The following is a 26,967-nucleotide window of genomic DNA, read 5'->3' on the forward strand; positions in this document are numbered from 1 at the left end:
GCCGCCCGTCGGCAGCCGCGCAGACAGCCCCCGCGATGAGCAGCCCCGACCCGACTGACGATGTTCTGGTGCGCGTGCGCGACCTGCGCTTCGGCTACGAGACGCGGCCGATCTACGATGGCGTCGACATCGACATCCGCCGCGGCCGCGTCACCGCGATCATGGGCCCGTCCGGCACCGGCAAGACGACCTTGCTGCGCATCATCGGCGGCCAATGGCGGCCGAAATCCGGCAGCGTGCTGTTCGACGGGCGGGACGTGCACAAGCAGTCGCGCAAGCAGCTCTACGACATGCGCAAGCGCATGGGCATGCTGTTCCAGCATGGCGCGCTGCTGACCGACCTGACGGTGTTCGACAACGTCGCCTTTCCGCTGCGCGAGCACTCCAGGCTGCCGGAACCGCTGATCCGCGACATCGTGCTGATGAAGCTCGAGGCCGTCGGCCTGCGCGGCGCGGCGCAGCTCTACCCCGAGCAACTGTCCGGTGGCATGGCGCGCCGCGTCGCGCTGGCGCGTGCGATCGCCTTCGACCCCGACATGGTGATGTACGACGAGCCCTTCACCGGCCAGGACCCGATCAGCATGGGCGTGCTGATGCGCCTGATCCGCTCGCTCAACCAGTCTCTCGGCATCACCAGCGTCGTCGTCTCGCACGATGTCGAGGAAGTGCTGTCGATCTCCGACTACGCCTACATCGTACACGGCGGCAAGGTGCTGGACCACGGCACGCCGGACGCGATCCGCGCCTCCGAATCGCCGCTGGTGCGCCAGTTCCTCGAAGGCCGCCATGACGGCCCGATCGCATTCCACTACAAGGGGCCGACGCTGCAGCAGGACCTTCTCGGAGGCACGCCATGAACGGCATCTGGCAGGTGCTGTCCGCGTTTCTCGCCGGCCTCGGCCGCGCGCAGTTTTTCCTGCTCTCGATGCTCGCCGCCGTGCCGGCCGCCTTGCTGCGTCCGCGCCTGCTGGTCCAGCAGATCTACAGCGTCGGCGTGCTGTCGCTGATCATCATCGTGCTGTCCGGCAGCTTCGTCGGCATGGTGCTGGCGCTGCAGGGCTTCCGCACGCTGATCCGCTTCGGCGCCGAGGAATCGCTGGGCGTGTTCGTGGCGCTGGTGATCGTGCGAGAGCTGGGCCCGGTGGTCACCGCGCTGCTGTTCGCCGGCCGCGCCGGTTCGGCGCTCGCTGCCGAGATCGGCCTGATGCGTGCCACCGACCAGCTCTCGGCGATGGAGATGATGGCCGTCGATCCGATGCGTCACGTGATCGCACCGCGTTTCGTCGCCGGCCTGATCGCGATGCCGCTGCTGTCGGGCATCTTCTGCGTGATGGCGATCGGCGTTGCCGGCGGTCATGCGATCGGCGTCGAGTTGCTGGGCGTCGATTCCGGCAGCTACTGGTCGCAGATCCGCAGCAGCGTCGAAGTGACGGACATCGTCCAGAGCTTCTTCAAGGCGCTGGTGTTCGGCGCCGCCATCAGCTGGATCGCGGTGTACCAGGGCTATCACGCAGCACCCACGTCAGAAGGTGTGTCGCGCGCCACCACCTCGACCGTCGTCGTCTCGTCGCTGTCGATCCTGGCGCTGGATTTCATCCTCACCGCGTTCATGTTCGGTTAACGGCTTCTTATCGACCCTAGGACCTCGCCCATGCAATCCAAAGCGCTGGAGATTCTGGTCGGACTGTTCGTCTGCCTCGGCGTCGCCGCCATCTTCGTCCTGACGTTCCGTGTCGCCAGCCTCGACAGTGTCGGTAACGGCGACACCTACGCGGTCACTGCGAGCTTCGGCAACATCGGCGGCCTCAAGGCGGGTTCGGCGGTGACGATGGCGGGCGTCAAGATCGGCCGCGTGCGGTCGATCGAGATCGACCCCGATACCTTCGAAGCCCGCGTCACGCTCGACATCTCCGAGCGCTTCAACCGCATTCCGGAGGACTCGAGCGCCAAGATCCTGACCGCCGGCCTGCTCGGCGAGCAGTACATCGGGCTGGAGCCCGGCGGCATGGACGAGCACCTGAGCGACGGCAGCGAACTGATGCTGACGCAGGGCGCGCTGGTACTGGAGAACCTGATCGGCCAGTTTTTGGCCGGGCAGGGTGAGGGCGAGGACGACAAGCTCGCCGATGCGATCGGCAAGCTGGCCGACTCGCTGGCAGCATCCAAAGGAGACAAGCCGTGACGCGAACGCTGACCCGACTGACCGCCGCCCTCGCCGGCCTGCTGCTGGCCGCGACCGCGCAGGCGACGGCACCCGACGCGATCATCCGTGACGCCACCGACGCGGTGCGCGCGGACATCGCCGAGAACTTCTCGACCTACCAGCAGGACAAGGCCGCGTTCTACGCGATGGTCGAGGAAAAGATCGTCCCGCACTTCGACACCACGTACATCGCCAAGGTCATCCTCGGCAGCCATCTGAAGGCAGCGTCGCCGGAGCAGATCGGCGAGTTCGAAACGGCATTCAAGGACATGCTGATCCGCACCTACGCGGACAAGCTGCTGGAGTACTACGACAGCATCGAGATCGAGGTGAAGCCGGCGCGCCTGAGCGGCAAGCGCGGCACGGTCGCGACCACGATCATCCGCAAGGAACCGGGCAAGCCGCCGATCCCGATCGAGTTCTCGGTGCGTCAGGCCAAGGACAGCGACGAGTGGAAGATCTGGGACATCAAGGCCGAGAACATCTCGCTGGTGCTCAACTTCCGCACGCAGCTCGATTCCGAGATCAAGCGCAACGGCATCCCGCAGGTGATCGAGCGCATCAAGGCCGGCCAGCTGGTCGTCGGCGACGAGGACAACGCGGAGTGAAGCTCGATGCCGACGCGCTGAGCTTCGAGCGTGCGGCGCAGGGCTATGCGCGCGCCGACGAGTTGATCGCGGACGGCCGCGTCGACCTGAGCGAGGTGCGCCAGTTCGACAGCGCCGGCATCGCGCTGCTGCTGGAAATGAAACGCCGCGCACAGCGCACGGGGCGATCGCTCGAGTTCGTCGGCGCACCGTCGCAGCTGCGCGGCCTGCTCGGCTTTTTCGGCGTCGACACGCTGCTCGGCGTCGACGCCTCCTGACGCACGCGGCCGGCGGCGCAGGGGATCGGGGGGACAGGAGACGATGAAAGGATTCGCCGCGGGAAGTCTGCGTGTGTCGTTCGCCGGGCTGGTGCTGGCGCTGTCGGCCTGCGCCCACAATTCACCCTACGAGCCACAGGACCCGTTCGAGCGGATCAACCGCCCGATCTACGCGTTCAACATGACGGCGGACCGCTACGTCCTGAGGCCGGTGGCCAAGGGCTATGTCGCCGTCGTCCCGTCGCCGGTGCGAACCGGCATCGCCAACTTCTTCGACAACCTGTTCTACCCCACGGTCATCGTCAACGACCTTCTGCAGGGCAAGTTCCTGCAGGCCACGCGCGACACCGGGCGCTTCGTGCTCAACAGCACCTATGGCCTGGCCGGCTTCCTCGACCCGGCGACGCTGGTCGGGCTCGAGAAGAACGACGAGGATCTGGGGCAGACACTGGGCCGCTGGGGCGTCGGCGACGGCTGGTACCTGATGCTGCCCTTCCTCGGCCCGACGACCAACCGCGATCTGGTCGGCCGCATCGGCGACAACTGGACCGACCCGCTGCAGTACGCCGACGGCATCTCCGACGAAGAGCGGATCGCCCTGATGGGCGTGAACATCATCGACGGCCGCTCGCGCCTGCTCGACTTCGACGATGTGCTCGCGCAGCAGTTCGATCCCTACGTGTTCGTCCGCACCGCCTACCTGCAGCGGCGACTCAATCAGGTCTACGACGGCAACCCGCCGCCGGAACTGCTGGAACCGGAACTACCCGAAGACTGACCGCGACTTGGCAGCCGGAGGCACGGCAGGCATCCTGACTCCGCGCGTGCGGACGGGAACCGCACAGGGGGAGCCGCGTGGGCATCGATCTGCCGCCGCCAGTCGCGCCGTTGCCGTTTGCCGAGCTGCAGATTCGCGCGTACGGCGAGGCCGAAGACGTCCGCGCCTACGACTTCGCAGGCAGTCGCATCCATATCGCCGACGGTCCGCCGATCGCAGAGGCCCTTGTCGACGCGGCGCTGGCATCCGCCCTTACGCCCTCCGATGCGGTGCGCGCCGTTGCCATGGCGTACTACCGTGCCGGGTATCCCGCGGCACAGGTGTTCTACACACGCCTCGGGCGCGACCTGCACCTGCTGGTGGTGCCGGGTCGCGTCGAGTCGGTCGCAGGCCCTGCGGGCCTGCATCGGTACTTCGGGAACCTGACCGGCCAGGACGTGCTGCGCGCGGCAGATCTCGAACCGGCGCGGGCGCTCGCAAGCGTCCATGCCGAACGCAGCGGACGGCATCTCCGGCTGCGACTCGATCCCGGCAGCGGCCCCGGGCTGTTCCGTCTCGGGATGGAGGACGCGACGACGGCGGATTCGCCTTCTCGCCCGCGCCTGCACCTGCGGGCGGGCAACCCCGGCAACCGTTTCGTCGGCCGCGATTTCATCGATGCCGAAATCACACTGGGCGGGGGCGGCGCAGAGCTGCGTGTGCAACGGCGCCAGAGTCTCGACGGCGAACGGATCTACCGCGAGCACGCGGGCAGTGTCGGGCTGGTCTCGACGTACGGCATGTTCGCCGTCGAGGGCCGTCGTGCCGACTACACGCAGTCGTCGGCAGGCTCGTCACCCGAAGGTCGCGTGTCCAGCGTGACCGTGGGCTGGTCCGGACTCCCCTACGCCGATTTCGAGACGCGCTGGGTCGCCGGCGTCCGCGCGACCGCGTCGCGCGATGTCGTCGCCACGGCATTGTCGACGCCACTGCTCGAACAGTCATACATCGCCGCGCAGATCAGCCTCGCCCGCGCCACGTGCATCGACGCGGAGCGCTGGCCGCTGGAGTGGCAGCTCGCCGCCATGGCGGACATCGGGCTCGACGGGCGATTTGCCGACGCCGCCAGCGGCCCGCTGCCAAGGGCGAACTTTCTCAGCCTGCGCCCTTCGCTGAGCCTGGCGCTCAGACCGGCATCGCTCGCGCAGTGGACGCTGGGCGCGGACCTGCAGGCTCAGTTCGCGCGGCAGACGCTGCCCCGGCAGCAGCAGTGGGTGCTTGGTGGCGACCAGACGCTGGCCGCATGGTTGCCCGGCGTGATCGTCGCCGATCGCGGCTATCTGCTGCGTCTGCATGCAGGTCGCCCGTACAGCGTATCCGGCTGGACCTTGCGACCGCGGTGGTTCGCGGAGGCCGGCGGCGGCCATCTCGATCACGGCGACGCCGGAACCTCGAACGCCGACGTGCTCGTGGATACCGGGATGGAACTCGGCATCGAGCGCGAACACCTCACCGCCCGCCTGGTGGCCGCGACTCCCCTGCAGGAACCCGACGACAGAAAGCCGGAGCGCGACGCCCTGCGCGCCGACCTGTTCTTCCAGGTCTCGCTGGCGTTCTGAGCGACCGCCCACAGTCCTGTCCTACACGCGAGCGGCCGCCGGGCTGACACGCTGTTACAGTAGCCCGACGCAGCACCCAAGGGGGCGACGTGAACGTCGACGTGTGCAGCAAGGCCCGAGACCGGCTCGTACCGGCGCGAGCCAAGGTTCGATGAACCCGGCAAGAGACGGCGTGGCCGCCGTCGTCGCCGATGCCGACGCTGCGCTGCGCGCCGGCAATGCCCTGCAGTGCTTCGAACTCGTCGAGCGCGCCATCGCGCGCGGCATCCGCGACCCCGATCTCGACTACCGCGCCGTGCTCGCGCTGGCGCACTGCGGCAATGCGCAGCAGGCCCTCGATCGCTACCACCGCACGGCGCATCCGCAGCCGGACCAGGACTGGCTGGCGCTGGAAGGCCGGTTGTTCAAGGATCTCGCGCAACAGGACAGCGCCGCCGCCGGATTCATGTACGCCCGCGCGGCCCAGGCGTACTGGCAGGCGTTCCAGAAGACCGGTGGCTACTTCAGTGCCGTCAACGCCGCCACCACCTTTCTGCTCGCCGGCGATACGAGCCGCGCCGAAGCGATTGCCCGTGACGTGCTGGCGATGACGCAGAGCGCCGACAGCCGCGATCCGCTCGAGCAGTACAACGTGCTCGTCACGCACGCCGAGGCGGCACTGCTGCTCGGCGAGCACGAACGCTGCCGCGAGTCCCTGCATCGTGCCGACACCCTGGTTCCGGACCATCGCAGCGCCCGCGCACGAACGGTCCATCAGCTGCGCCTGATCGGCCGTCAGCGACGCTGCCCCAAGGACATCGTCGGCCTGCTGCGCGTGCCGCCGCAGGCCTGGGTGCTGGCCGACGCGCTTGCCACGCCCGATCCGGAGAGGCTGCTCGAACAGCACCTGCGCCAGCTCGCGCCGCCGCCGCTGAGACTCGATGGCGCCATGGTTCATCTCGCCGTACTTGCGCCGTCCGACCTCTGGGTCGCGGTCTACCTGCAGCTGCACGGCGCCCACGTGCATGCGGCGCTGCCGGGCAACCGCGAGACGGCGATGACACGCTGGCAGGAACGGCACGGCGCCGCATGGACCATGCGTCTCGCGCAGACGCTGGCCAACACGAACGAGACCAGCTTCGTCACGGGCTATCTCGACCGCGAGCCGCAGTGGGAGCGCAGAGGCCTGCTGGCCCGGTCCCTGGGACTGTCGCGGCTGATGCCGACGCCGCTGCGGTCCGACTGGCTTGCACTGCAGGCCCGTCCGGCGGCAGACGGTTTTGCCATCGACGCACCGGACGCCGGCCGACTGCGCGAAGAGGAGCGCTCCCTGCTCGACCCTCAGGTGCCGCTGTCGGAGGAGCCTCGCATGCCGGGCGTGCGAGAACGCCGGCTGGTCGCGGTGCTCGAGGCACGGCTCAACGGCATCGACACGCTTGCGGACGCCGATCACCCGCGTTGCTGGACGCGTGTGGTCGGCGGCTTCGCCGAAGCGTTCGATCCCGCCGACACCCGTCTGATCGAGCGACGGCGCCTGGGCAATTCGCTGCGCTTCATCGGCATGGACGCGCGCGCTCTGATGCAGCTGGCTCACCGGCTGCATGCCATCCTCGTCGACGTGCAGGGCGAGCAGTCATCGTTCGCCGGGCTCGGCTTGCAGACCCTGCTGCACTTCGGGCCGGTCTACGTCGGCGACGATCCGGTCGAGAGCCGTCCGGCCGCCTTCGGCTCCGAACTCCTGCGTGCCGGGCAACTGGCAACGCAGGTGCCCGCCGGTCTCGTGCTGGCCACCGAGGCCTTCGCTGCGCGGCTGGTGCAGGAGTCGGCCGACGAAGCGCCCACCTACGCCGGCGACGTGCCGCTGGACAACGCGCGCGTGCGACTCTTCAGCCTGGCGCCGAGCCGCCGGCCGGCTCGCTGACGTCCGGTAGGCGGACGAGGACCTCGTGTCCTTCGGTCCGGATCACCTGCTCCGCCTCCAGGGTGCGTAGCGCCCGCGCGACCATCTCGCGCGAGCATCCGACCATCGCGGCGAGTTCGAGCCGGTTGATGTGGAGCAGCACCCCGTCGGCAACCGTCTGCGCCTGCGAGTCCGAGCACAGCTCGCACAAGGTCCGCCGCACGCGCTCCGTCGCGTCGAGAAAGAACAGGTCTGCTATCTGCCGATGACGGCGATGCAGGCGCCGTGTGAGCTGATCGATCAGGGCGAGTGCGAATGCCGGGTCGCCGCTCACCATGCGCCGGAACCCCTCGGCATCGACCGACGCAACCGCCGCCAAGCCGCGGGCCCGTACCGCCAGGCCCTCGCCCACCCGCGGCTCGCACAGCGCGCCTTCGCCGAAGAAATCGCCCGGCGACAGATAGCCGAGAACGGCGTGCTGACCGCCATCGTGCTCCAGGATCAGGCTCGCCGAACCTTCGAGCATCAAGTGAACCTGCGACGCGTCCGGCCCCCGCAGGATCAACTGACGCGGACGGAACGTCCGCTTGCCGGCCTGTGCGACGAGCCGCTGAACTGCCGGCTGATCGAAGATGCTCATCGTCGTTCGCCCCCCGGGAACTGTGAGCTGATTCACATCCGCATGACCGAAGCCCCGGCGGATGACCTGGGCACAGTTTCGCCAGACAAGCATAGGCCAGAAATGCCAAACGGTTGGCAGAACGTCTGCGCCGACGCCCGGGTAGCGTGGAGATACCGCAGCAGCGCGGCGAACCAGGGAGGGATGATCATGAACACCCAAGGACTCGAACACGGAAGATGGGCGTGGGCCTTCGCCCTGCTGGCCGGCGTACCCGGATGGGCCAGCGCCTATGCGGTGCCACCGACGATGACACCGGAGCACGGCGGCGCAGGAGCGATACCGGCGGAGATGGCCGCGCTGCTGTGGCTGCCGCTGCTGGTGCTGACGATCGCGCTGGCCCTCGGCCTGGTCTGGGCGCTTCGACGCCGCCCGTCGCGAAGGAGCACGCCATCGCGGCGCATCACCGTGCCGGAGACGCGCCCCGCGCCGCCGATGCCGGCGACGGCGGCCACACCTCATCCGCGTCGCAGTGGGCGACGCTGGCGCAGCATCGCGAGCGTCGCCCACTGACCCGGCTCCCGCGGCGGCGCGCTGGGCTAAGCTAGTCCGGCGCGCACCCGTCGGGGGGACCGGTGACCGAGGATTACAAGTACTGGGCGTTCATCAGCTACAGCCACCAGGATCGCGCCTGGGGCGACTGGCTCCACAAGACGCTCGAGACCTATCGCGTTCCGCGCCGGTTGGTCGGTCGTGCCTCGCGCGACGGCCAGGTGCCGGAGCGCTTGTACCCGGTCTTCCGCGACCGCGACGAGCTGCCCAGCTCGGCCAACCTCGGCGATGTCCTCAACGAGTCGCTGAGACAGTCGCGCTACCAGATCGTCATCTGCTCGCCGCGCTCCGCGGCCTCGCGCTGGGTCAACGAAGAGATCAAGTACTTCAAGTCGCTGGGCCGCGAGGACCGCGTGCTGTGCCTGATCGTGGACGGCGAGCCCAATGTCTTCGACATACCGGGCCGCGACATCGAGGAATGTTTCGCTCCGGCCTTGCGCTACCGCGTCGATGCGCACGGGCATATCACCGACGCCCCCGCAGAACCGATCGCCGCCGACGCGCGCGAACACGCCGACGGCAAGCGCGGCGCCAAGCTCAAGCTACTCTCCGGCCTGCTCGGCGTCGGCCTGGACGAGATCGTCCAGCGCGAGCGCCAACGCGAGTTCTGGAAGCGCGTGCAGGTCGGCGCGGCCGCCATGGCCTTCGCCGGTTTGTGCGTCGGCGCCTGGCAGTGGTACCAGAACGAACGCGCCGCACGCGAACGCGAGATCAGCATCGAGAAGCTGGTCGAGAGCGGACGGCAGGAACTGCTGGCCGGCCAGCATGCGCGCGCCGCCGTCTACCTCAACAAGGCCTACAAGATGGGCCACGACACCGTGCCGCTGCGCTTCATGCTCGCGCAGGCAATGAAGCCCGTGGAGGCGTTGACGGATGTGCGGGTGGAGCATGGCGGCCGGGCCGTTTACGCCTCGACCTTCAGTCCGGACGGCACCCGCTTCGCTTTGCACGTTCTGTTGGAAGTAGCCGGCCAGCAGCGCGCTGTCATCAGAATCTACAACGCCGCTGATGGCGCATTGCTTCGTGAGCTGCCCGAGGCGCCGGTACTCCCGCTCGACATGGAGTTTCTTAGCGGCGGACAGCGCTTGTTGGTGACCGGGTTCCCCGACGACATTCGTAGCGGTCCGCCCCTCACCCGAATCTGGGCACTCGCCGAGGATGCGACTGGGCTAAAGCTTGAGGGCATCAACGGGTATGCCGGCCGGGCTGCGCACCCTGAGGGATCGCGTGTACTCGTCGCCAACGAACGCGGTCTGCACGTTCACGACACACAAACAGGAGAAAGACTTGCTCACTGGCTGCCCGGGGAGTCCCTGCGCGCCGCTTCCTACAGCCCGGATGGCAACAGCATCGCCGCAGCGACTGCCGACGGCAGCGTAGTGACGCTCGATGGAGTAGCTGGTCGCGTCCTGCAGCGCTATGCAGGGACTAACGGGCAGCCACTAACGGCAGTGCTTTTCTCGCCAACGGGCAAGGATCTGATCGCTCTCCCTGAGCGCAGCGGCCTACCACAGCTAAGCGGCGATATCCGCATCTGGAATGTTGCTGACGGAGCACTGCGACTGTCGTTCGCCGCCGATGCAGGACTCTTGTACGTGCTGCAGTTCAGTCGTGACGGCCGTCGTTTCGCTACCGTCGGCAGCGAGGGCTACAAGGTCTGGTCAACTGCGCGCGGCGTTCTGCTGTTCTCGGTGCCCCGAGCGCTAACCGAGTTCGCACGAGCGGCATTGAGCCCCGATGGGGACACGCTGGTCACCGCCGACTTTCAGAACCGTATCGCGGAAGTATGGGATGTACGCTCCAAACGCATGGTGCATACGCTGGACCTCCACACGGATGGCGTATCAAATGCGGCTTTCAACCCGAGTGGATCGCGCCTGCTGCTCGCCAGCCGCGACGGCAGCGCCGACCTTTGGAACATGCCCATAGACAGGGCGTGGCGCTACGAGTCCTTTGAGACTCTTCCGTATGTCACACGCTTCGACGCTGACGGCCGTCACCTGCTTGTCGGCGGTGGACGAGCAGACGATGGTCGGATCATGGTCCTCGACGGGCAGGACGGCTCAATCAAGCAGAGGATGGACGGTCACGAGGACGTCGTTGTCGATCTTGACCTGAGTGAGGACGGTCGCCGCTTGGTAAGCGCGAGCCTCGACGGCACTGCAGCGTTGTGGGACTACGTCCGCGGCACCCGTATCGCAACGCTTTCACACAGCCCCGAGGGCACCTACACGGCGCGCTTCAACCGGAGCGGCGACCGTATTCTGACCACGACCTCGCCCGATGGCTCGCTTCCCGATGATGACGCCACATGGTTGTGGAATGGACTTGATGGTGAGCCGATCGCACGCCTGTCTCACACCAAGTTTGTGTATGCAGCGGACTTCGATCACAGCGGCGAACGAGTCGCGACGGGCTCGTTTGACGGCACCTTGAACTTGTGGCGGGCAGCGGACGGCAAGCTGCTGAGATCGTGGCCTGCTAGCGGAGGGCCCATTCACGGACTCGCCTTCTCGCCGCACGATAGGCAACTCGCCAAGACCACGCCCGGCAGCATCCAACTGTTCGATCCTGATGCGGGGACTCAGACTGGCGCGCTACGTGACGCTAGCCTTGGAATTCCGGAGGTTTTAGCCTACTCGCCAGACGGAAAGATGCTTGCCATCGGCACGCAGTCAGGAAGCATCTGGCTGTGGCAACTCGAAGACGATGTGATACGTACACTCAAAGGCCATCAGCAGCTTGTGGATGCACTTGCCTTCAGCGCTGATGGCGCTTTACTTGTCAGCGGCGGCCTCGACGGTGAAGTGCGCGCCTGGGACGCTCACAAGGGCGTAGCACTAGGAGTACTGCTGTCTTTCGCTCGCAAAGCAGGCTTCGAGCTCTTTGCGCCTGGCGACCGATTGGCGGCAACCGCGTGGAGCCAGATCGCCGTCGTTGACGTAAGCGCCCGAAGCCGGCGCGCGGAAGATGTCGGCCGAGTGCTGACCTGCAAAGCGCCATGGATCGTCGGCGTCGATTTCAAGCTCATCAGCGAGAAGCGTGAAAACGCGCCCTGCGGTCGCTGAGTCGCTTCAGTCAACAAAAGACGTGATTATTAACGAACCTCAGCCAACGTTAGCGCTGGCGCGGGATTGACGCGAATCTCAGACGCCAGTGGAGCGTGGTCAACGTAGCCTTACAGAACAATGCCTTATGTCCTCCCGGCTATCACTCAGCTGAGGTTCGTTAGTAGTCAGGACAAAAGAAAGAGGCGCACCCGTTCGAGGAGTGCGCCTCCCTAGCGACTTCATAGCCACCTAGGGCGCGTACGGCTCACCGAACACGGCCCCGATGGTTGCGTTCCAAGTATTGTTGTAGGCGGCTCCCAGTCCGAGTTCCGCAGGAATCACTGGTTGAGGCGGCGCGGGAATCTTCTTCACGTAGCCGGCCATGCGATTACCTGCACCACCGATGTCCCCCGCCCCCGCCATGCCGAGCACGATATCCAGTTCGTCCCATGCCGCGTTGGGAGCCCAGCGCGTCGCCCAACGGATAGCGAGGGGGGTGTACCAGTTCACGGTGTCGTCGAGCCAGTACCCGACCCAATAGAGCTGATCGGACGGGATTCCGGGGATGGGGATGTAGGGCAGTTCCGGCACGTTCAGCTGCGGCAGCGCCGGCAGACCGAAACGCGGTTCTCCCTCCTTCGGCTGCACCTGCCCCGGCAGACCCGCCAGCGTCGGCGCTGCTGCCAGCCCCGTGACCTTCGCGACCGTCGGCTGCAGCCGCGGCAGCAGGCCTTGGGCCTGTACCGATGTCGCGCAGGCCATCAAGCCAGCTGCGATTGCCAATACCGTCTTGTTCATCACACCCCCCTCGGGTTCGTTGGTTGCGCCGCAACGCGCGACGTACTGTTGACGTTCAACAAGGGCGTGCAACGGGCTTTGCCAACTAGTTTGCAGAAGTAGGGGGAGCGAGCTTTTTTGAGTGCGACAAAGCTCACGTTGGCGGGGTTTTCCGTCTGCGCGGCTCAGCCCGCCCAGCGACGCGCGTTCTCGAACATGCGCAACCACGGCGTCGTCGCGTGCTCACGCGCCGGCCACCACGAGCCGGTGACGCCGTGCACGGTGCGTTCCGGGTGCGGCATCAGGATGGTGACGCGGCCGTCGGTGTTGCAGATCGCGGTGACGCCTTCCGGTGAGCCGTTGGGGTTGGCGGGATAGCGGGTCGCGATGCCGCCGCGGGTATCGACGTAACGCATCGCAACCTGCCCGCCAGTCTGCAGCGAAGCAAGATCGTCAGGCTGTTCGAATACCGCACGACCCTCGCCGTGGGCGACGGCGATCGGCAGCGTCGAGCCGGCCATGCCGGCGAAGAACAGCGATTTTGACTCCAGGATCTCGACCTGCGACCAGCGGGCCTCGAACTGCTCGCTGCGGTTGCGGCGGAAGGCCGGCCAGTGTTCGGCGCCCGGAACGATGGACTTGAGCGCCGCGAACATCTGGCAGCCGTTGCAGACACCGAGGGCGAAACGGTCCTTGCGGGCCAGAAAGTCCGCAAAGCCCGCGCGGGCGCGCTCGTTGAACAGGATGGTCTTGGCCCAGCCCTGGCCGGCGCCGAGCACGTCGCCGTAGGAGAAGCCGCCACAGGCGACGAGCCCCGCAAAGTCGGCAAGCTGCACGCGACCATCGAGTACGTCGGTCATATGCACGTCGACCGACTCGAAGCCGGCGCGATCGAAAGCCCAGGCCATTTCCGCGTGGCTGTTGACGCCCTGCTCGCGCAGGATGGCGACCTTGGGGCGCCGCGTAACCTGCGGGGCGGGCCGCGGGTCGTCGAAGCTCAGCCGGACACCCAGCCCCGGATCGTCCTTGGCGCCGACCGATTCGTACTCCTCGCACGCGCAATCCGGGTCGTCACGCAGCGCGGCCATGCGATAGCTGAGTTCTGACCAGGCCTTGTGCAGGCTTTCGCGCGACGCCTCGTAGACGCCGCCGATACCGATCGTGTCGCTCGCATTCGGCGCGCCGATGTCGTGCGCGACCAGCCCGGCGTCACGGAATGCGCCGAGCACGGTGTCAGCCTCCGCAGCGCGGACTTGCACGACGAAGCCGAGTTCCTCGCTGAACAGCACGGCCGCCGGATCGGTGCCGACCGCTGAGACGTCTACGCTCAGGCCGCAATGGCCGGCGAAGGCCATTTCGGCCAGCGTGACGAACAGGCCGCCGTCGCTGCGATCGTGATACGCCAGCAGCCGGTCCTCGGCATTGAAGCGCTGCACGAGGGCGAAAGCTGCCTTGAGCTGCTGCGGATCGTCGAGATCGGGCGGGACGTCGCCGACCTGCGCATGGACCTGGGCCAACGCAGAGCCGCCAAGCCGGTTGCGGCCGTTGCCGAGGTCGACCAGCAGCAGGCGTGTGTCGAGATCGGCGACGAGCTGCGGCGTGAGCACGCGGCGCACATCGGTCACCGGCGCGAACGCGGACACGATCAGCGACAGCGGAGCCGTCTGCGCGTGCGTGGCGCCGTCATGCGACCACACGCTCTTCATCGACAGCGAGTCCTTGCCGACCGGAATGGCGATGCCGAGCTGCGGACACAGCTCGGCGCCGACCGCCTTCACCGTGTCGAACAGGCGTGCGTCCTCGTCGAACTGACCGCAGGCCGCCATCCAGTTGGCCGAAAGACGGATGTCTTCGATCTTCGCGATCGGTGCGGCGGCGATGTTGAGTACCGCCTCGGCCACCGCCATGCGTCCGGAGGACGGACCGTCGAGCAGGGCGAGCGGCGTGCGCTCGCCCATCGCCATCGCCTCGCCGGTCGTCGACTCGAAGCCGGTCGCCGTCACCGCACAGTCGGCAACCGGGACCTGCCAGGGTCCGACCATCTGGTCGCGCACGGTGAGGCCGCCGACGCTGCGATCGCCGATGGTGATCAGGAAGTTCTTCGAGGCGATTGCCGGCAGTGCGAGCAGGCGCTTCACCGCATCCGCGACGTCGATCGCTTGCGTATCGAGCGCCGCGAAGCGCGACGGCGCGCGCGCCGAGCGGCGCTGCATGCGCGGCGGTTTGCCGAGCAGCACCGGCATCGGCATGTCGACCGCGGGCTCGCCAAGCTCGCGATCCTCGACCAGCAGCCGCTGTTCCGCCGTGGCGATGCCGACGACGGCGTAGGGACAGCGCTCACGCGCGCACAGCGCGGCAAAACGCTCGACGTCCTGCGGCGCGATCGCGAGCACGTAGCGCTCCTGCGACTCGTTGCACCAGATCTCCATCGGCGACAGGGCCGGATCGGCGCACAGCACCTCGCGCAGCTGGAAGCGGCCGCCGCGGTCGTCGGCGTCCACCAGTTCGGGCAGCGCGTTGGAGATGCCGCCGGCGCCGACGTCGTGGATCGACAGGATCGGGTTGTCGTCGCCGAGCGCCCAGCAGACGTCGACCACCTGCTGACAGCGACGTTCCAGTTCCGGATTGGCACGCTGCACGGACGCGAAGTCGAGTGCGGCACTGCTGCTGCCGGTGGCCATCGAGCTGGCGGCGCCGCCGCCCAGGCCGATCAGCATCGCCGGACCGCCGAGCACGACCAGCTTGGCGTTGTCGACCACCGGGCGCTTCTCGACGTGCTGCGCACGGATGTTGCCGTAGCCACCGGCGATCATGATCGGCTTGTGGTAGCCGCGGTTGCGCGCATCGGGCGTGATCTGCTCGAAGCTGCGGAAGTAGCCGGCGAGGTTCGGGCGGCCGAACTCGTTGTTGTACGCCGCCGCGCCAATCGGGCCTTCGAGCATGATGTCGAGGCTGCTGGCCATGCGCTCCGGCGTGCCCTGCGCCAGCAGCTCCGGCTGCTGCTCCCAGGGCTGCTCGAAGCCGGGCACGCGCAGGTTGGACACCGAGAAGCCGCAGAGGCCGGCCTTGGGCTTGCCGCCGCGGCCGGTCGCGGCCTCGTCGCGGATCTCGCCACCGGCGCCCGTACCGGCGCCCGGATGCGGCGAGATGCCGGTCGGGTGGTTATGCGTCTCCACCTTCATCAGGATGTGCACCGGCTCGTCGTGCCGGCGCCAGACCTGATCGGCATCGGGGAACCAGCGCATGCCGCCATGCCCCTCGATCACCGCGGCGTTGTCCTTGTACGCCGACAGCACGCCCTCCGGGGCCGCCGCATGCGTCATGCGGATCATGCCGAACAGCGAGTGCGGCTGGGTTTCGCCGTCCACCGTGAACTCGGCATTGAAGATCTTGTGCCGGCAATGCTCGCTGTTGACCTGCGCGAACATCATCAGCTCGGCGTCGGTCGGGTTGCGGCCGGCGGAGCCGTAGTGCTGCGCCAGATACGCGATCTCGTCGTCCGACAACGCCAGGCCCCAGTCGCGGTTCGCCGCAGCCAGGGCATCGGCACCGCCGGCGAGCACGTCCACCGTCCGCAGCCCGCGGCGCGGCTGGCCGTCGAAGACATGTTGCAACTGATCGGGCGCCGTCAGCACCGACTCCATCATCGGATCGTGCAGCAGGGCGGCGGCCGCCTCCGGCAACGCGTCGATGCCGTGCAGACGATAGACGCGCCCCAGCTCGATGCGGCGGACACCGGTCAGGCCGCAGACGCGGGCGATGTCGGTGGCCTTGCTCGACCATGGCGAGGTCGTGCCCAGGCGCGGCACGACGTAGACCTGCGCGTCGGCCGCGTCGATCGCGTCCGGACCGGGGCCGAGCAGTCGGCGAAGGGCGTCCGTCCCGACACCATCGGCATCGATCAGGAAGAGGTCCCGCGCATCCAGTCCGGTAAGCCCCGGGGCATGCAACCGCAGCGCGGCCAGCAGACGGGCGATACGGAAGGCCGAGAGCGATTCGGCGCCGGGCAGGACGATGACGGACATGGAAATTCTGGGCTCGAGGTCGCCGGCGGCGGACCGCCGGGGTGCGCGGGGCGCCATTTTCGCATGTTGTGCCCGCGCCGGCCGCAGATCACCTGCCGACGCAGCCGCTCAGACCACCTCGCGCCAGTCCAGCCCTGCGTCCTGCCTGGCGCAAACGATCCACTCGTCGTCGGCGTCGATGGCCTCCACGACGATCCGCCGGGCCAGTTCCGGACAGTTGTTGGTCTCGGACAGGTGGGTCAGCACCAAGTGCTGAAGGCGCGAAACCGCGTAGCCATGAAGCAGGCCGGCTGCCTGCGCGTTCGACAGATGTCCGCGACTGCCACCAACCCGGCGCTTGAGCGCTTCCGGATACGGCCCGTCGCTCAGCATCTGCGGATCGTGGTTGCACTCCAGCATCAGGGCGTCGCAGTCCGCCAGCACGCTGCGCATGTGCGGCGTCACGTGCCCGGCGTCCGAGAGCACCCCCAGCCGCAGGTTCTCGTGGGCGATCACGTACTGGCAGGGCTCGCGCGCGTCGTGCGGCACCGGGTACGGCTGGATTCCCAGCGCGCCGATCGTGAAGTGCTGGTGCGGCGAGAAGCGCAGCGCATGCGGCACGGCGCGATCCTTCCAGGCCGCATAGGAACCATGCGTCATCCACACCGGAATCCGGTACCGGCGCGCGAGCCGGGCGACGCCGCCCAGATGATCGCCATGCTCGTGGGTCACCAGGATCGCATCGAGCGCCTGCGGCTCGACACCGAGCCGCTGCAGGCGCTGCTCGGTGTCGCCGAGATTGAAACCGCAATCGATCAGGATGCGCGTACCGCCGGCCTCGACCAGGGTGGCATTACCCTTGGAGCCGGAGCCCAGCATGGCGAAGCGCATCACTTCTTCGCGTCGCCGCCGAAGTTGTAGACCGGGAACGGCGTGACCTTGGACCCGCCGTCGACGCCGCCGACGATACGCGCCGGACCGCGCTTGCTGACCTCATCGATGCGCACGACCGCATGCACGGGGACGTAGAAGCGCTCGACGTCGGCAAACTCGTTCTTGAGTTTCTCTTCGCTGGTATCGACGACGACCGTCGTCTTTTCACCGAACACGAGCTTGCCGATCTCGACGAATCCGAGCATGCCGCCGCCGTGGGTGACTTCGCGGGCGTAGATCTCGTAGACCTGCCCCTGGTTCATGAAGGTGACGCGATAAAGACGATGCTTGGCGGACATGGGCTCGGCTGGTGTTCGACTGCGGCGATTCTACCTGCGCCCGTTGCGATGATCGCAGGCTCGCCGTACAGCAACACGCGCAAATCTCCTACATCGCACGCGTCGTGATGCCGCCGAAGGCGTGCTAAGGTGCCGCGCCCGCGGCGCCCCGGCGGCTTCCGACCGGACGCATCGCGCCCCCCGAAATCGCCCAAAAACACCATGCAACGAGCAACTTCGATGCTGTGCCGGCTGCTGGCCGCCGGTGCGCTGGCCTGTACTTCGAGTGTCTTTGCCCTGAGCTTCGAGCTCGACGATGGCGGCGAGTGGCAAGGTGTGCTCAACACCACGATCACCCTCGGCGCCGGCTGGCGCATGCAGGACCGCGCCGCAGACCTCGTCGGCAAGTCCAACCTCGACCCCGAGGTCTGCACGCGCCAGTTCCAGTCCTGCCAGGGCCTGTTCCGCGAGCAAAGCTATCCGGCGGCGCATCTGGCCGCTGCTCCGGGCCAGCTGACGATGCGTGCCGACGACGGCAACCTCAACTACGACAAGCACGATGTGTTCTCGGGCGTGGTCAAGGCCACCCAGGACCTCACGCTGACCTGGCGTGACTTCGGCTTCTTTGCGCGCTGGCTGTACTTCTACGACTTCGTCAACAACGAGTTCACCGAGTATCGTCCCAACACGGTCACGCCCGGCAACGCCGGCGACGTCGGCTACAGCGACGATCCGATCGCGAACTACTACTGGCGCAACGGGCTGCGTACCTACGGTCCCGGCGGCGTCGTGCGCTCCGAGCGCGCCGACGGCGAGACGCTGCGCCAGGTCGGCACCGACCTGCAGCTGCTGGACTTCAATTTCTACGGCGTGCTGCCCTTCGTCGGCGAGCGCGAGCTGCGCTTCAAGCTCGGGCGGCAGCTCGTCAACTGGGGCGAGTCGACGCTGCTGGCGATCAACAGCGTCAACCAGGCCAACCCGGTCAACGCCAACAACCTGTACCGCATCGGCACCCAGGTGGAGGAGGTGTTCACGCCGGTCGGCATGGTGTTCCTGAGCACCGAGCCGTTCTACAACGCGACGGTCGAGTTCTACTACCAGTACGAATGGGCGCCTGTGGAAGCGCCGACGCCCGGCAGCTACTTCGGCTTCGTCGATCTGGGCACGAACAACGTCAACAACTCGGTGAACCTGAGCTTCGGCAGTTCGCCCGACGATCCGGATCGCGCCTTCGTCGGCGACACGCCGGCCGAGCAGAGCGGCTACCTCGACAACCCGCTGACGCTGATCACGCCGACCTCGGGCACCGTGCGCCGTCTTGAGGACTGGGAACCGGACGATCAGGGACAATTCGGCGCCGCGTTCAAGTACTACGCCGAGAATCTCAACAACGGCACCGAGTTCGGCGTCTACTTCATGAACTACCACTCGAAGCTGCCGTACGTCAGCTTCTTTTCGGCGCCGGCGTCATGCGCGCGCCGCGAGGGCAACAGTCTGGGCATCGACGCGCGCAACACCACGGAGTTCCTGCGCGCGTGCCCGAACCTGCCGGTCGCCGCCAATGGGGCGGCACGCAACCAGCTGACCCTCGACGCGCTGCAGCTCGGCCTCAATCGCCCGGGCATCCTGCTCGACCTCGGCCTCAACCTGCCGGGTCTTCTGAACCTGTTGACCGGCAACGCCAACCAGCCGTATTCGAACGCGGTAGCCCTCGACGGCCCGCAGATCGTGTTCGAGTATCCCGAAGACCTCCAGATGTACGGCTTCAGCTTCAACACCACGCTCGGCGACTACTCGATCCAGGGTGAAATCGCCTACCGGCCGAAGCTGCCAATGCAGGTGTCGATCGCCGACCTGTCATTCGCCGCGCTGGGCACGACGCTGACCCGCTGCCATGACCCTGCGCTCGGCTGCTTCGGCACCACCGCAGGCTCGGGCTTCGACGAAAACGGCAATCGGGTGTTCTACGGCAGCAGCGACTTCGTCCCGGCCGCCGGCCAGGTCGGCTTCAATGACACCCTCAATCTGCTGGTCGGTCACGTGCCCGGCTCGGCGCGCTCGTTCCCGAACTTCATCATCCCCTACCGCGGCGGCACCGTCGGCGAAAACGCGCCGACCGACTTCGACGCCGCGCTCGACCGCAGTAATCCTGGCTACCTCCGCGGCTACGAGGAATTCGAGACCTACCAGTTCAACTTCGGCTTCACCCGCGTCTACGGCAATACCGAGAACCCGTTTGGCGCCGACCAGGTCCAGTTCGTCGGCGAGTTCGGCGCCACCTGGATTCCGGGGCTGCCGGCCATCGACGAGCTGCAGATCGACGCCCCCGGCGTCTACACCCACGCCAGCGCCGGCGCCGACGGCACTGGCGCCGACGGCTCGCGGCTGGCGTGCTCGACCGTGGTCGCCTGCTCGATCGGACCGGACGGCCTGCGCTTCAATCCGACCCAGGCTGATACCGACGCCTTCGTCGACGATTTTTCCTGGGGTTATCGGCTGATTGCCATCATCAAGTACGAAGGTGTCTACGGCCCGTTCTCGGTGCAGCCGTTCATCGTCTGGAGCCATGACGTCGGCGGCACCGCACCGGGCCCGGCCGAGAACTTCGTCGAGGGCCGCAAGCAAGCTCTGGTCAACATCGAAACCCGTTACCGCAGCGCCCTGTCCCTGACCCTCGGCTATGGCTGGTATTTCGGCGGGGGCGCTTACAACCTCTACCGGGACCGCGACTACGCGCAGGCCTTCGTCAAATATCAGTTCTGATTCGACGACGTAGGGCATTCCCCTACATTTGCAGGAATAGGACTGCAGGCCTGCAAAGGCTTGGAGCCGAATTAACCTTTCGTTCACCTCGTGTCGGAAGCAGCTGACACAAAAGGGCAATCATCGCTAGGATAATGCCCCCAGAATGTACACGGGATGCGGCAGTGTCACGGGTGCGCCGCCGTCTCACCCCCCCCTAATAAACATCCGACGCAGTTGGGAGAGTTCATGAAGCTCGCACGTCTTTGCATCGTGGGCGCGGCTGCCGCGTTCACCTCCGCTCCGGCCATGGCCGAAACCGCACGCCTTGTCTCGCCGAGCTACCTCGCGATCTTGGGCGGCTACACCTTCGCCGACGACGAGCGCGGTGGCGAGGATCTGGAATACGCCACCGGCGTCCAGCTGCTCTACGGCAGCCTGTTCGACGATAGCCAGTGGGGCTTCGAGGTCGGCGTCATTCTCGATAACTTCGAAACCGACAAGACCGGCTCGGTCGACTTCTACCGCAGCAGTGTCGGCCTCGACCTGACCTACAGCTTCGGTGACCGCAAGTCGTTCACGCCGTTCTTCATCGCCGGCATCGGCGGCGGCTACAACGACACCCTGCCGGACACCGAGGACGACTGGTCGCTGCTGGCCAACGCCGGCTTCGGCTTCGTCTCCGGCCCGGTGACCGAGCGCGGCCAGATCCGTATCCGCGGCGAAGCCCGCTACGTCTACGACGACTTCGAGGACGGTTTCGGCGAGCCGCGGATCAATCTCGGCATCGAGATCCCGCTGTTCGAAGAGCGTGAAGTCGAAATGCCGGCTGAAGCCGCGCCGCAGGTGGTCGAAGTGCCCACCGGCCTGATGGACTCCGACGGCGACGGCGTCGTCGACGAGAAGGATCAGTGCCCGGATACACCGGCCGGCGATCGCGTTGACGGCAACGGCTGCACCCTCGACAGCGTCATCGAGCTCAAGGGCGTGACCTTCGAGTTCAACAAGACGCGCCTGCGTCCGGACGCCGAGACGATCCTGGCCTGGGCTGTGGACATCCTCAAGAAGTACCCGGACATGCAGGTCGAGATTGCCGGCCACACCGACAGCATCGGCAGCGACGAGTACAACCAGAAGCTGTCAGAGGGTCGCGCTCAGGCGGTCAAGGACTTCTTCGTCGCGCAGGGCATCCCGGAAAGCCAGATGACCGTCCAGGGCTATGGCGAATCCGAGCCGCGTGACACCAACGACACCGAAGAAGGCCGCGAGCGCAACCGCCGCGTCGAACTGCGCGTGCTGAACTAAGGAACGACACACATGAAAACCAGCATGAAATACCAGAGCGCCCTGCTCGCTGTGCTGCTCGCGGCGGGTCTGGCCGGCTGCCAAGCCGACAGCGACATCGCCGGCCTTGGCGGCGATGTGGTCGAGGACTGCGGTGCCGACGGCGAGTGCGGCACCGATGATGACAATGGGGCTTTTGGTCCAAACGACGGCAGCGTGGAATCGCCCATATTCGTCGACAGCGACGGAGATGGCATTGCGGAGACGCCCGTGGCTGAAGGCCTCGGTTTTGTCTGCGAAGCGCGGGCGCCCTCGGGCTCGTCGACCATCGTTGGTTCAGGCGGCCTCGTCGGTGGCCCTCTGACCGACCTGCTCAATCTGCTCGGTGGCGACTCGCTGACCAGTTTGCTGAACAGCGTGACCTCTCCAGACAACGTCATTGACGGTCAACTGAGCACTTTCGCGACCTTCACAACAACGCTTGGCGGGCTCGGCTTGCTGAATTCGGTGGACTTGAATGTATTGTTTCCGGGAAGCATGAATTTGGTTGGGAGTTACGCCGTCTTCGGCATTTCTTTTCCCGGTGGCACGGTCGATCTATCGCTTGCAGACCAAGTCACGGTCTCCACTTTCCTTGGCAGTGACGAGCAGGAGCAAGTGGTACTGACTCGCGTCATCCTGGACCTGCTCGGCCAGAATCTTCTCGGCGGCGAGCCGGTGTGGTTTGGCCTGCAGGCGACCAAGAACTACGATCGCGTAGCCATCAGCGTCACTTCCGCACTTCTATCGGTCAACGTTGGAGAGCAACTGCACGTGCACGAACTGTGCCCAGGTGGCAGGTTCGTCACACCGCCGACCGGCTGACGTCGAAGGCCAGATGGAAGCTGATAACGGGCCACCTTCTGGTGGCCCGTTTTTCGTGGCGGGTTGCAGATCGATGCGCGCCGATCGGTCACGCCCTGCCTCTGCAGATTCCGACTCGATGCCTGCTGTCGCGCCGCCCCCGGCCCGTCGCCCCTGGTCGCCATGGGTCAATCGTGGCGATCAGCGCGCTGCGCGAACGCTGCGGCGAGCCACCACATGTAAGCACAGGACTACAACCATGAGGGTTTAACTTAGTGTTTTTTTCTCCTGATCCTCTAGGGGTTATCACCCTTGTCCGACCTCCCGCATCGCGCGATAAATAGCGCCGATAGGGGATTCAAAGGGCACCGCTGCGGTTCCGCACGGGCAATCCAACGGGGTACGGGATGAGAACACGAGCCAGCACCGCGCTGCTGTCGGCCGGGTTGACAGCGGCCGCGGCATTTTCCGCACAGGGGCAGACCGCCGCGGTGCGCCCCAACTACGACGCGTACTACGCGCAGGCACACGCACAGACCGCCGGCAAGCGCGCAGACCTCCCCAAAGCGCGCTCCGCGCAGCTCCAGCAACACCGCTCGGCGCAAGGCTACGCCTCCACTTACGACCACCTGCTCGGCAGCCCGACGTTCCTGTGGGCCCATGATGCCCAGGCGGCAGCCGTGGGCCCGGTCATCGCCAAGGCCCTGCCGGAAGCACTGGGGCGCGCATATCTGAGCCAGAAAGCCGCGGTCCTCGGACTGGACCGCCAGATGATCACCGACGCCAAGCTGATCGATACCCAGCTCACGCGACAGGGCGGCACCGTCTCGCGCTATCGGCAGCGTGTTGGCGACATCGAAGTCTTCAACCGCAGCCTCAACGTCCTTACCGACGGCGCCAACCGCCTGGTCGCCATCTCCGGCAGCTTCCAGCGCGACGCCACGCTCGCAAAAGCCAGCGGCTTCAGCCTCGACGCCGGCAACGCCATTCGCACGGCCGTGGCCGACCTCGGTGGCAGCCTCAGCCCCAAGCTGCTGAGCAGCGAAAAGAAAGCCGGCGGCTATCTTTTGTACGGCGTGCTCGACAGCGCGCCCAACTACCTGCTGGAGCGCCCGGTCCGCCTCAAGCAGGTGTATTTCCCGCTCCCCGATCGTCTGGAACCAGCGTATTACCTGGAAGTGGTCGGACGGCCTGCCAGCCTGCAGCGACAGGACGGCTACGGCTACGTGATCTCGGCCAGCTCCGGCGAGATCCTGTTCCGCAACAGCCTGATCGCCTATGAGGGAGGGAACACCGCGTACACCTACCGCGTCTTCGCCGACGACGACGGCATTCATCAGCCCTATGACTCCCCGCTCGGCAACGCCGACGTGCCGTTTGCCGGCGCAGGACCGAACGACGTGCCGGCGCGTACCAGCGGCACCGCCAATCTCGTCACGCTGGTGAGCGGCCCGATCAGCACGGGTGATGCCTGGCTGCCGGATGGCGCCACCACCACGACCGGCAACCACGCGGATGCCTATCTGGACTCCGGCCTGCAACTCGATCCGGGCATCTACTTGAACAACCAGCCGTTCAACTGGCCCGGTGACGGCTACGTGCCGTTCACCGGCGACCTGCGCAGCGCGACCACCGGCGACACCACCTTCGATTACCCGATTCAGGCCGACGACGATCCATCCACGGCCGACGCCAAGCAGGCTGCCATCGTCAACCTGTTCTATATGCACAACTGGTTGCATGACTGGTGGTACGACCACGGGTTCAACGAAATCGCCGGCAATGCGCAGACCGACAACTACGGCCGCGGCGGCATCGACGGCGATCCGATTCAGGCCCAGGGCCAGGACGGTGGCGGGCGCAACAACGCCAACATGCTGACCCCTGGCGACGGCAGCTCGCCACGCATGCAGATGTATCTTTTCGACGGCTCGATCTCAGGCGAGGTCTGCCAGCAGTCGCCGAACGACAACTGCCCGTCCACGGCGGCGGGCGACGGCTACCGCTTTTCCGGCGCCAGCTTCGGCCCGTCAGAGTTCGACGTCATCGGCGAGCTGGTGCTGATCGACGACGGCTCCGACCCGGTCACCAACGGCTGCAACGACGACCTGTTGATCCAGGACCCGATCGGGCTGGGCCTGGTTCCCGACGTACCGCTGCCGGATCCGACGCTGGCGGGCCGCATCGTGCTGATCGACCGCGGAAGCTGCGCGTTCACCACCAAGGAACAGTACGCCATGCTGTCCGGGGCGGCGGCGATGATCGTCGTCAACAACGGCGAGGGCGAGCCGTTAGCAATGGGCAACGCCGACATCCCGATCGACATCGGCTTCACCACCGACGGCCTTTACACGACACCGGCAGTGATGATCAGCAAGGCCAACGGCGACGCCCTCAAGGCGCAGCTCGCAGCCGGCGACAGCATCACCATGCACGTGCGCCGCGAGCCGTCGATTGACTACGACGGCACCCTCGACAATCTCGTGATCGCGCACGAGTACTTCCACTACGTCAGCAACCGCCTGGTCTCGGACGGTAACGGCCTGAGCAACAATCAGGGCCGCAGCCTCGGCGAAGGCTGGGGCGACATCTCTTCGTGGATGCTCTCTGTGCGCGAAGACGACGTCAATGTGCCCGGCAACCAGTCCTGGCAGGGCGCCTACCCGTCGGGCTACTACGTGCTCGACAGCTTCTACTACGGCATCCGCCGGATGCCGTACTCGGCGGACTTCAGCAAAAACCTGCTGACCTTCAAGCACATCGAGAACGGCGTGGCGCTGGAAGGTGACGCACCGGTCGGCTTCGGCACCGATGGCGCGACCAATTCCGCAGTGCACAACGCGGGTGAAGTGTGGGCAAACACGATGCTTCACGCGTACACGATGCTGCTGAACCGGCCGGAACTGTCGTTCTCCGAGGCACAGTCGCGGATGAAGGACTACATCATCTGCGGCATGAAGATGACACCCGCCTCGCCCACCTTCACCGAAGCACGCGATGGCGTGCTGGCCTGTGCCAAAGCGGCCGACCTCAACGACTTCGGGGTCATGGCCAAGGCCTTCGCACTGCGCGGCATGGGCATCGATGCCGTGTCGCCGGCACGCAACAGCACCGACCACGCCAACGTCGTCGAAAGCTACATCGCATTGGCCGCCGAACCGCCGACGCTGGAATTGGTGCTCGCCGCCAGCGGCGACGATGCCTGTGACCATGACGGCATTCTTGATGCCGGCGAAACTGGCGTACTGACCTTCTCGCTGCGGAACAACGGGGCCTACACTTCGGGCGAAATGCTCACCGCCAGACTGAGCGCCAGCCCGAACAGCCTGACGCTGGTCAGCGGCGACAGCCTCAGCTTCACCGCGGGAGACGTCGGCGAAACCACCCTGGCCTTCGTCGACGTAGCGCTGTCGGACGATGCCCCGTCACCGCTCGAACTGACGCTGACGCTGGACATCGACAAGCCGGCGGATCCCGACGAGACCGTCGCCTACCCGCAGACCACGAACTACTCCCTGCTGGTCAACTACGACGGCGCGCCCGCGGAATCGGACGATCTGGAGTCGCCGGAACTGGCTGCCATCGGCTGGAGTGCCACCTCCTCCGGCACCACCACGGTGTGGACGCTGACCGACGAGAACGCGATCACCGGCAGCGGGATTGGCTGGTTCGCACCGAACCTGGATACGGCCGCCGAGATGCGGTTGGTGACGCCTTCCTTCGTGGTACCGGCAGGGGCCGAGTTCACGTTCAGCTTCGACCACTACTACTCGTTCGAAGCCCTGTTTCCGCTGCTGGGCATCGGCTATGACGGCGGCGTGATCGACGTCAGCGTCGATGGCGGTGACTGGGTCGACGCCGAAGCGTTCGGGGCCAGCTTCAGCGGCGGCTACACCGGCACCCTGCTGGTCAACAGCCGCAGCGGCTACGTCGGCAGCAACGACGCCGTGGAAACCGAAACGCTCGACTTTAGGGATCTCGTGGCGGGCCACAGTGTCCGATTGCGCTTCACCGTGGCGTCCGATTCGCTCGTCGGCGACGAAGGCTGGGTGATCGACAACGTCAGGACCACCGGCGCCGAACCCGCGTTCATCACCGTCAGCGCCGAGGACGGCGACTGCGCGGTCGAACCCATCCCCTTGCCCACGCCGACGCCCACGCCGACACCCACGCCGACGCCCACGCCGACGCCCACGCCGACGAGCACGCCGACGAGCACGCCCACGCCAACCGTCACGCCCACCCCCTCGGTCACGCCGACGCCGACGACATCACCGACACCAACCCCCACGCCGACCGGACAGGTGACGCCGACGCCGTCCGCGACACCAACAACGCCCCCCGCCAGCGGCGGCAACTCCGGCGGCGGCGGGTCCATGGGCTTTGGCCTGCTCGGCCTGTTCGCGCTGGCCGTGAGCATGCGCCGTCGGCGCACGCTCATCGCCTGACGTGATTATCTCCGAACCTCAGCCAGGCTCGTGTGCTGAGCCTGCTGGTGGCGA

Annotated in this window: 19 protein-coding genes; 14 read left to right on the forward strand and 5 right to left on the reverse strand. The window is 66.6% G+C overall.

From position 1 onward, the window contains the following. Positions 1 to 35: 35 nt before the first annotated feature. The 8 genes from C8D93_RS04735 (at position 36) to C8D93_RS04770 (ending at position 7,344) form a co-directional block, all read left to right on the forward strand. On the forward strand, positions 36 to 857 hold the full coding sequence (locus C8D93_RS04735; RefSeq protein ID WP_110264016.1) for an ABC transporter ATP-binding protein: 822 nt from the start codon (positions 36 to 38) through the stop codon (positions 855 to 857). Beyond that, a complete protein-coding gene (gene mlaE, locus C8D93_RS04740; RefSeq protein WP_110264017.1) occupies positions 854 to 1,621 on the forward strand; it encodes a lipid asymmetry maintenance ABC transporter permease subunit MlaE in 768 nt (255 codons plus the stop codon). The genes C8D93_RS04735 and mlaE overlap by 4 nt, the downstream gene beginning before the upstream one ends. Before the next feature lie 30 nt (positions 1,622 to 1,651). Next, positions 1,652 to 2,182: an outer membrane lipid asymmetry maintenance protein MlaD gene (gene mlaD, locus C8D93_RS04745; RefSeq protein WP_110264018.1), complete on the forward strand. Its 531-nt coding sequence runs from the start codon at positions 1,652 to 1,654 to the stop codon at positions 2,180 to 2,182. Then, the gene (locus tag C8D93_RS04750; RefSeq protein WP_170123906.1) at positions 2,179 to 2,811 is read left to right on the forward strand and encodes an MlaC/ttg2D family ABC transporter substrate-binding protein; all 633 of its coding nucleotides are present in this window, start codon (positions 2,179 to 2,181) and stop codon (positions 2,809 to 2,811) included. The genes mlaD and C8D93_RS04750 overlap by 4 nt, the downstream gene beginning before the upstream one ends. Further along, entirely contained in the window at positions 2,808 to 3,068 is a 261-nt protein-coding gene (locus tag C8D93_RS04755) for an STAS domain-containing protein (protein WP_211307207.1), read from the forward strand. Before C8D93_RS04750 ends, C8D93_RS04755 begins: the two co-directional genes overlap by 4 nt. A 43-nt stretch (positions 3,069 to 3,111) precedes the next feature. Further along, the gene (locus C8D93_RS04760; RefSeq protein ID WP_110264020.1) at positions 3,112 to 3,846 is read left to right on the forward strand and encodes an MlaA family lipoprotein; all 735 of its coding nucleotides are present in this window, start codon (positions 3,112 to 3,114) and stop codon (positions 3,844 to 3,846) included. Between the two features lie 77 nt (positions 3,847 to 3,923). Beyond that, positions 3,924 to 5,444: a ShlB/FhaC/HecB family protein gene (locus C8D93_RS04765; RefSeq protein ID WP_110264021.1), complete on the forward strand. Its 1,521-nt coding sequence runs from the start codon at positions 3,924 to 3,926 to the stop codon at positions 5,442 to 5,444. Between the two features lie 151 nt (positions 5,445 to 5,595). Next, positions 5,596 to 7,344, forward strand: a complete 1,749-nt coding sequence (locus C8D93_RS04770) for a tetratricopeptide repeat-containing protein (RefSeq protein ID WP_146216508.1) — start codon at positions 5,596 to 5,598, stop codon at positions 7,342 to 7,344. Here the strand turns inward: C8D93_RS04770 and C8D93_RS20610 are convergent. After that, positions 7,310 to 7,963: a helix-turn-helix domain-containing protein gene (locus tag C8D93_RS20610; protein WP_170123907.1), complete on the reverse strand. Its 654-nt coding sequence runs from the start codon at positions 7,961 to 7,963 to the stop codon at positions 7,310 to 7,312. The two genes, C8D93_RS04770 and C8D93_RS20610, sit on opposite strands and share 35 nt — an antisense overlap. 189 nt (positions 7,964 to 8,152) lie before the next feature. On the opposite strand from C8D93_RS20610, the gene C8D93_RS20615 reads away from it, so the two are divergent. Then, positions 8,153 to 8,515, forward strand: coding sequence for a hypothetical protein (locus tag C8D93_RS20615; protein WP_170123908.1), 363 nt, complete (start codon positions 8,153 to 8,155; stop codon positions 8,513 to 8,515). Between the two features lie 62 nt (positions 8,516 to 8,577). After that, positions 8,578 to 11,622 carry a toll/interleukin-1 receptor and WD40 repeat domain-containing protein gene (locus C8D93_RS04780; RefSeq protein WP_110264024.1) on the forward strand — a complete coding sequence of 1,015 codons (3,045 nt, stop codon included), beginning with the start codon at positions 8,578 to 8,580 and terminating at the stop codon, positions 11,620 to 11,622. Between the two features lie 231 nt (positions 11,623 to 11,853). Here C8D93_RS04780 and C8D93_RS04785 read toward each other — a convergent pair whose 3' ends face one another. The 4 genes from C8D93_RS04785 to C8D93_RS04800 all read right to left on the reverse strand — a co-directional run bounded on the left by C8D93_RS04785 (position 11,854) and on the right by C8D93_RS04800 (position 17,617). Further along, the gene (locus tag C8D93_RS04785; RefSeq protein ID WP_146216509.1) at positions 11,854 to 12,402 is read right to left on the reverse strand and encodes a hypothetical protein; all 549 of its coding nucleotides are present in this window, start codon (positions 12,400 to 12,402) and stop codon (positions 11,854 to 11,856) included. 164 nt (positions 12,403 to 12,566) lie between these two features. Next, positions 12,567 to 16,406 (reverse strand): phosphoribosylformylglycinamidine synthase, encoded by a 3,840-nt coding sequence (purL, locus tag C8D93_RS04790; RefSeq protein ID WP_110264026.1) that lies wholly within the window; start codon positions 16,404 to 16,406, stop codon positions 12,567 to 12,569. A 108-nt stretch (positions 16,407 to 16,514) separates the two neighbouring features. Further along, the gene (locus tag C8D93_RS04795; RefSeq protein ID WP_110264027.1) at positions 16,515 to 17,276 is read right to left on the reverse strand and encodes an MBL fold metallo-hydrolase; all 762 of its coding nucleotides are present in this window, start codon (positions 17,274 to 17,276) and stop codon (positions 16,515 to 16,517) included. Next, positions 17,276 to 17,617, reverse strand: a complete 342-nt coding sequence (locus C8D93_RS04800; protein WP_110264028.1) for a DUF1820 family protein — start codon at positions 17,615 to 17,617, stop codon at positions 17,276 to 17,278. The genes C8D93_RS04795 and C8D93_RS04800 overlap by 1 nt, the downstream gene beginning before the upstream one ends. A 201-nt stretch (positions 17,618 to 17,818) precedes the next feature. Between C8D93_RS04800 and C8D93_RS04805 the strand changes: the two genes are divergently transcribed. From C8D93_RS04805 to C8D93_RS04820, 4 genes are all read left to right on the forward strand, one after another. Continuing rightward, on the forward strand, positions 17,819 to 20,359 hold the full coding sequence (locus C8D93_RS04805) for a DUF1302 domain-containing protein (protein WP_245903817.1): 2,541 nt from the start codon (positions 17,819 to 17,821) through the stop codon (positions 20,357 to 20,359). A 228-nt stretch (positions 20,360 to 20,587) separates the two neighbouring features. Continuing rightward, entirely contained in the window at positions 20,588 to 21,643 is a 1,056-nt protein-coding gene (locus C8D93_RS04810; RefSeq protein ID WP_170123909.1) for an OmpA family protein, read from the forward strand. Between the two features lie 12 nt (positions 21,644 to 21,655). Beyond that, positions 21,656 to 22,486 (forward strand): hypothetical protein, encoded by an 831-nt coding sequence (locus C8D93_RS04815; RefSeq protein ID WP_110264031.1) that lies wholly within the window; start codon positions 21,656 to 21,658, stop codon positions 22,484 to 22,486. Between the two features lie 386 nt (positions 22,487 to 22,872). Further along, a complete protein-coding gene (locus tag C8D93_RS04820) occupies positions 22,873 to 26,913 on the forward strand; it encodes a M36 family metallopeptidase (protein ID WP_110264032.1) in 4,041 nt (1,346 codons plus the stop codon). The last annotated feature ends 54 nt before the right edge of the window (positions 26,914 to 26,967 follow it).

Origin of the sequence: Sinimarinibacterium flocculans (assembly GCF_003201205.1) — a bacterium.
GTDB classification, from domain to species: Bacteria; Pseudomonadota; Gammaproteobacteria; order Nevskiales; family Nevskiaceae; genus Solimonas; species Solimonas flocculans.

What these genes read in the sequence shown, in the direction of transcription:
- C8D93_RS04820 (WP_110264032.1), top strand. Translation starts at nt 22,873, where the DNA reads ATGAGAACACGAGCCAGCACCGCGCTGCTGTCGGCCGGGTTGACAGCG.
- mlaE (WP_110264017.1), top strand. Translation starts at nt 854, where the DNA reads ATGAACGGCATCTGGCAGGTGCTGTCCGCGTTTCTCGCCGGCCTCGGC.
- C8D93_RS04810 (WP_170123909.1), top strand. Translation starts at nt 20,588, where the DNA reads ATGAAGCTCGCACGTCTTTGCATCGTGGGCGCGGCTGCCGCGTTCACC.
- purL (WP_110264026.1), bottom strand. Translation starts at nt 16,406, where the DNA reads ATGTCCGTCATCGTCCTGCCCGGCGCCGAATCGCTCTCGGCCTTCCGT.
- C8D93_RS04805 (WP_245903817.1), top strand. Translation starts at nt 17,819, where the DNA reads ATGCAACGAGCAACTTCGATGCTGTGCCGGCTGCTGGCCGCCGGTGCG.
- C8D93_RS04800 (WP_110264028.1), bottom strand. Translation starts at nt 17,617, where the DNA reads ATGTCCGCCAAGCATCGTCTTTATCGCGTCACCTTCATGAACCAGGGG.
- C8D93_RS04815 (WP_110264031.1), top strand. Translation starts at nt 21,656, where the DNA reads ATGAAAACCAGCATGAAATACCAGAGCGCCCTGCTCGCTGTGCTGCTC.
- C8D93_RS04795 (WP_110264027.1), bottom strand. Translation starts at nt 17,276, where the DNA reads ATGCGCTTCGCCATGCTGGGCTCCGGCTCCAAGGGTAATGCCACCCTG.
- mlaD (WP_110264018.1), top strand. Translation starts at nt 1,652, where the DNA reads ATGCAATCCAAAGCGCTGGAGATTCTGGTCGGACTGTTCGTCTGCCTC.
- C8D93_RS20610 (WP_170123907.1), bottom strand. Translation starts at nt 7,963, where the DNA reads ATGAGCATCTTCGATCAGCCGGCAGTTCAGCGGCTCGTCGCACAGGCC.
- C8D93_RS04760 (WP_110264020.1), top strand. Translation starts at nt 3,112, where the DNA reads ATGAAAGGATTCGCCGCGGGAAGTCTGCGTGTGTCGTTCGCCGGGCTG.
- C8D93_RS04785 (WP_146216509.1), bottom strand. Translation starts at nt 12,402, where the DNA reads ATGAACAAGACGGTATTGGCAATCGCAGCTGGCTTGATGGCCTGCGCG.
- C8D93_RS20615 (WP_170123908.1), top strand. Translation starts at nt 8,153, where the DNA reads ATGAACACCCAAGGACTCGAACACGGAAGATGGGCGTGGGCCTTCGCC.
- C8D93_RS04735 (WP_110264016.1), top strand. Translation starts at nt 36, where the DNA reads ATGAGCAGCCCCGACCCGACTGACGATGTTCTGGTGCGCGTGCGCGAC.
- C8D93_RS04770 (WP_146216508.1), top strand. Translation starts at nt 5,596, where the DNA reads ATGAACCCGGCAAGAGACGGCGTGGCCGCCGTCGTCGCCGATGCCGAC.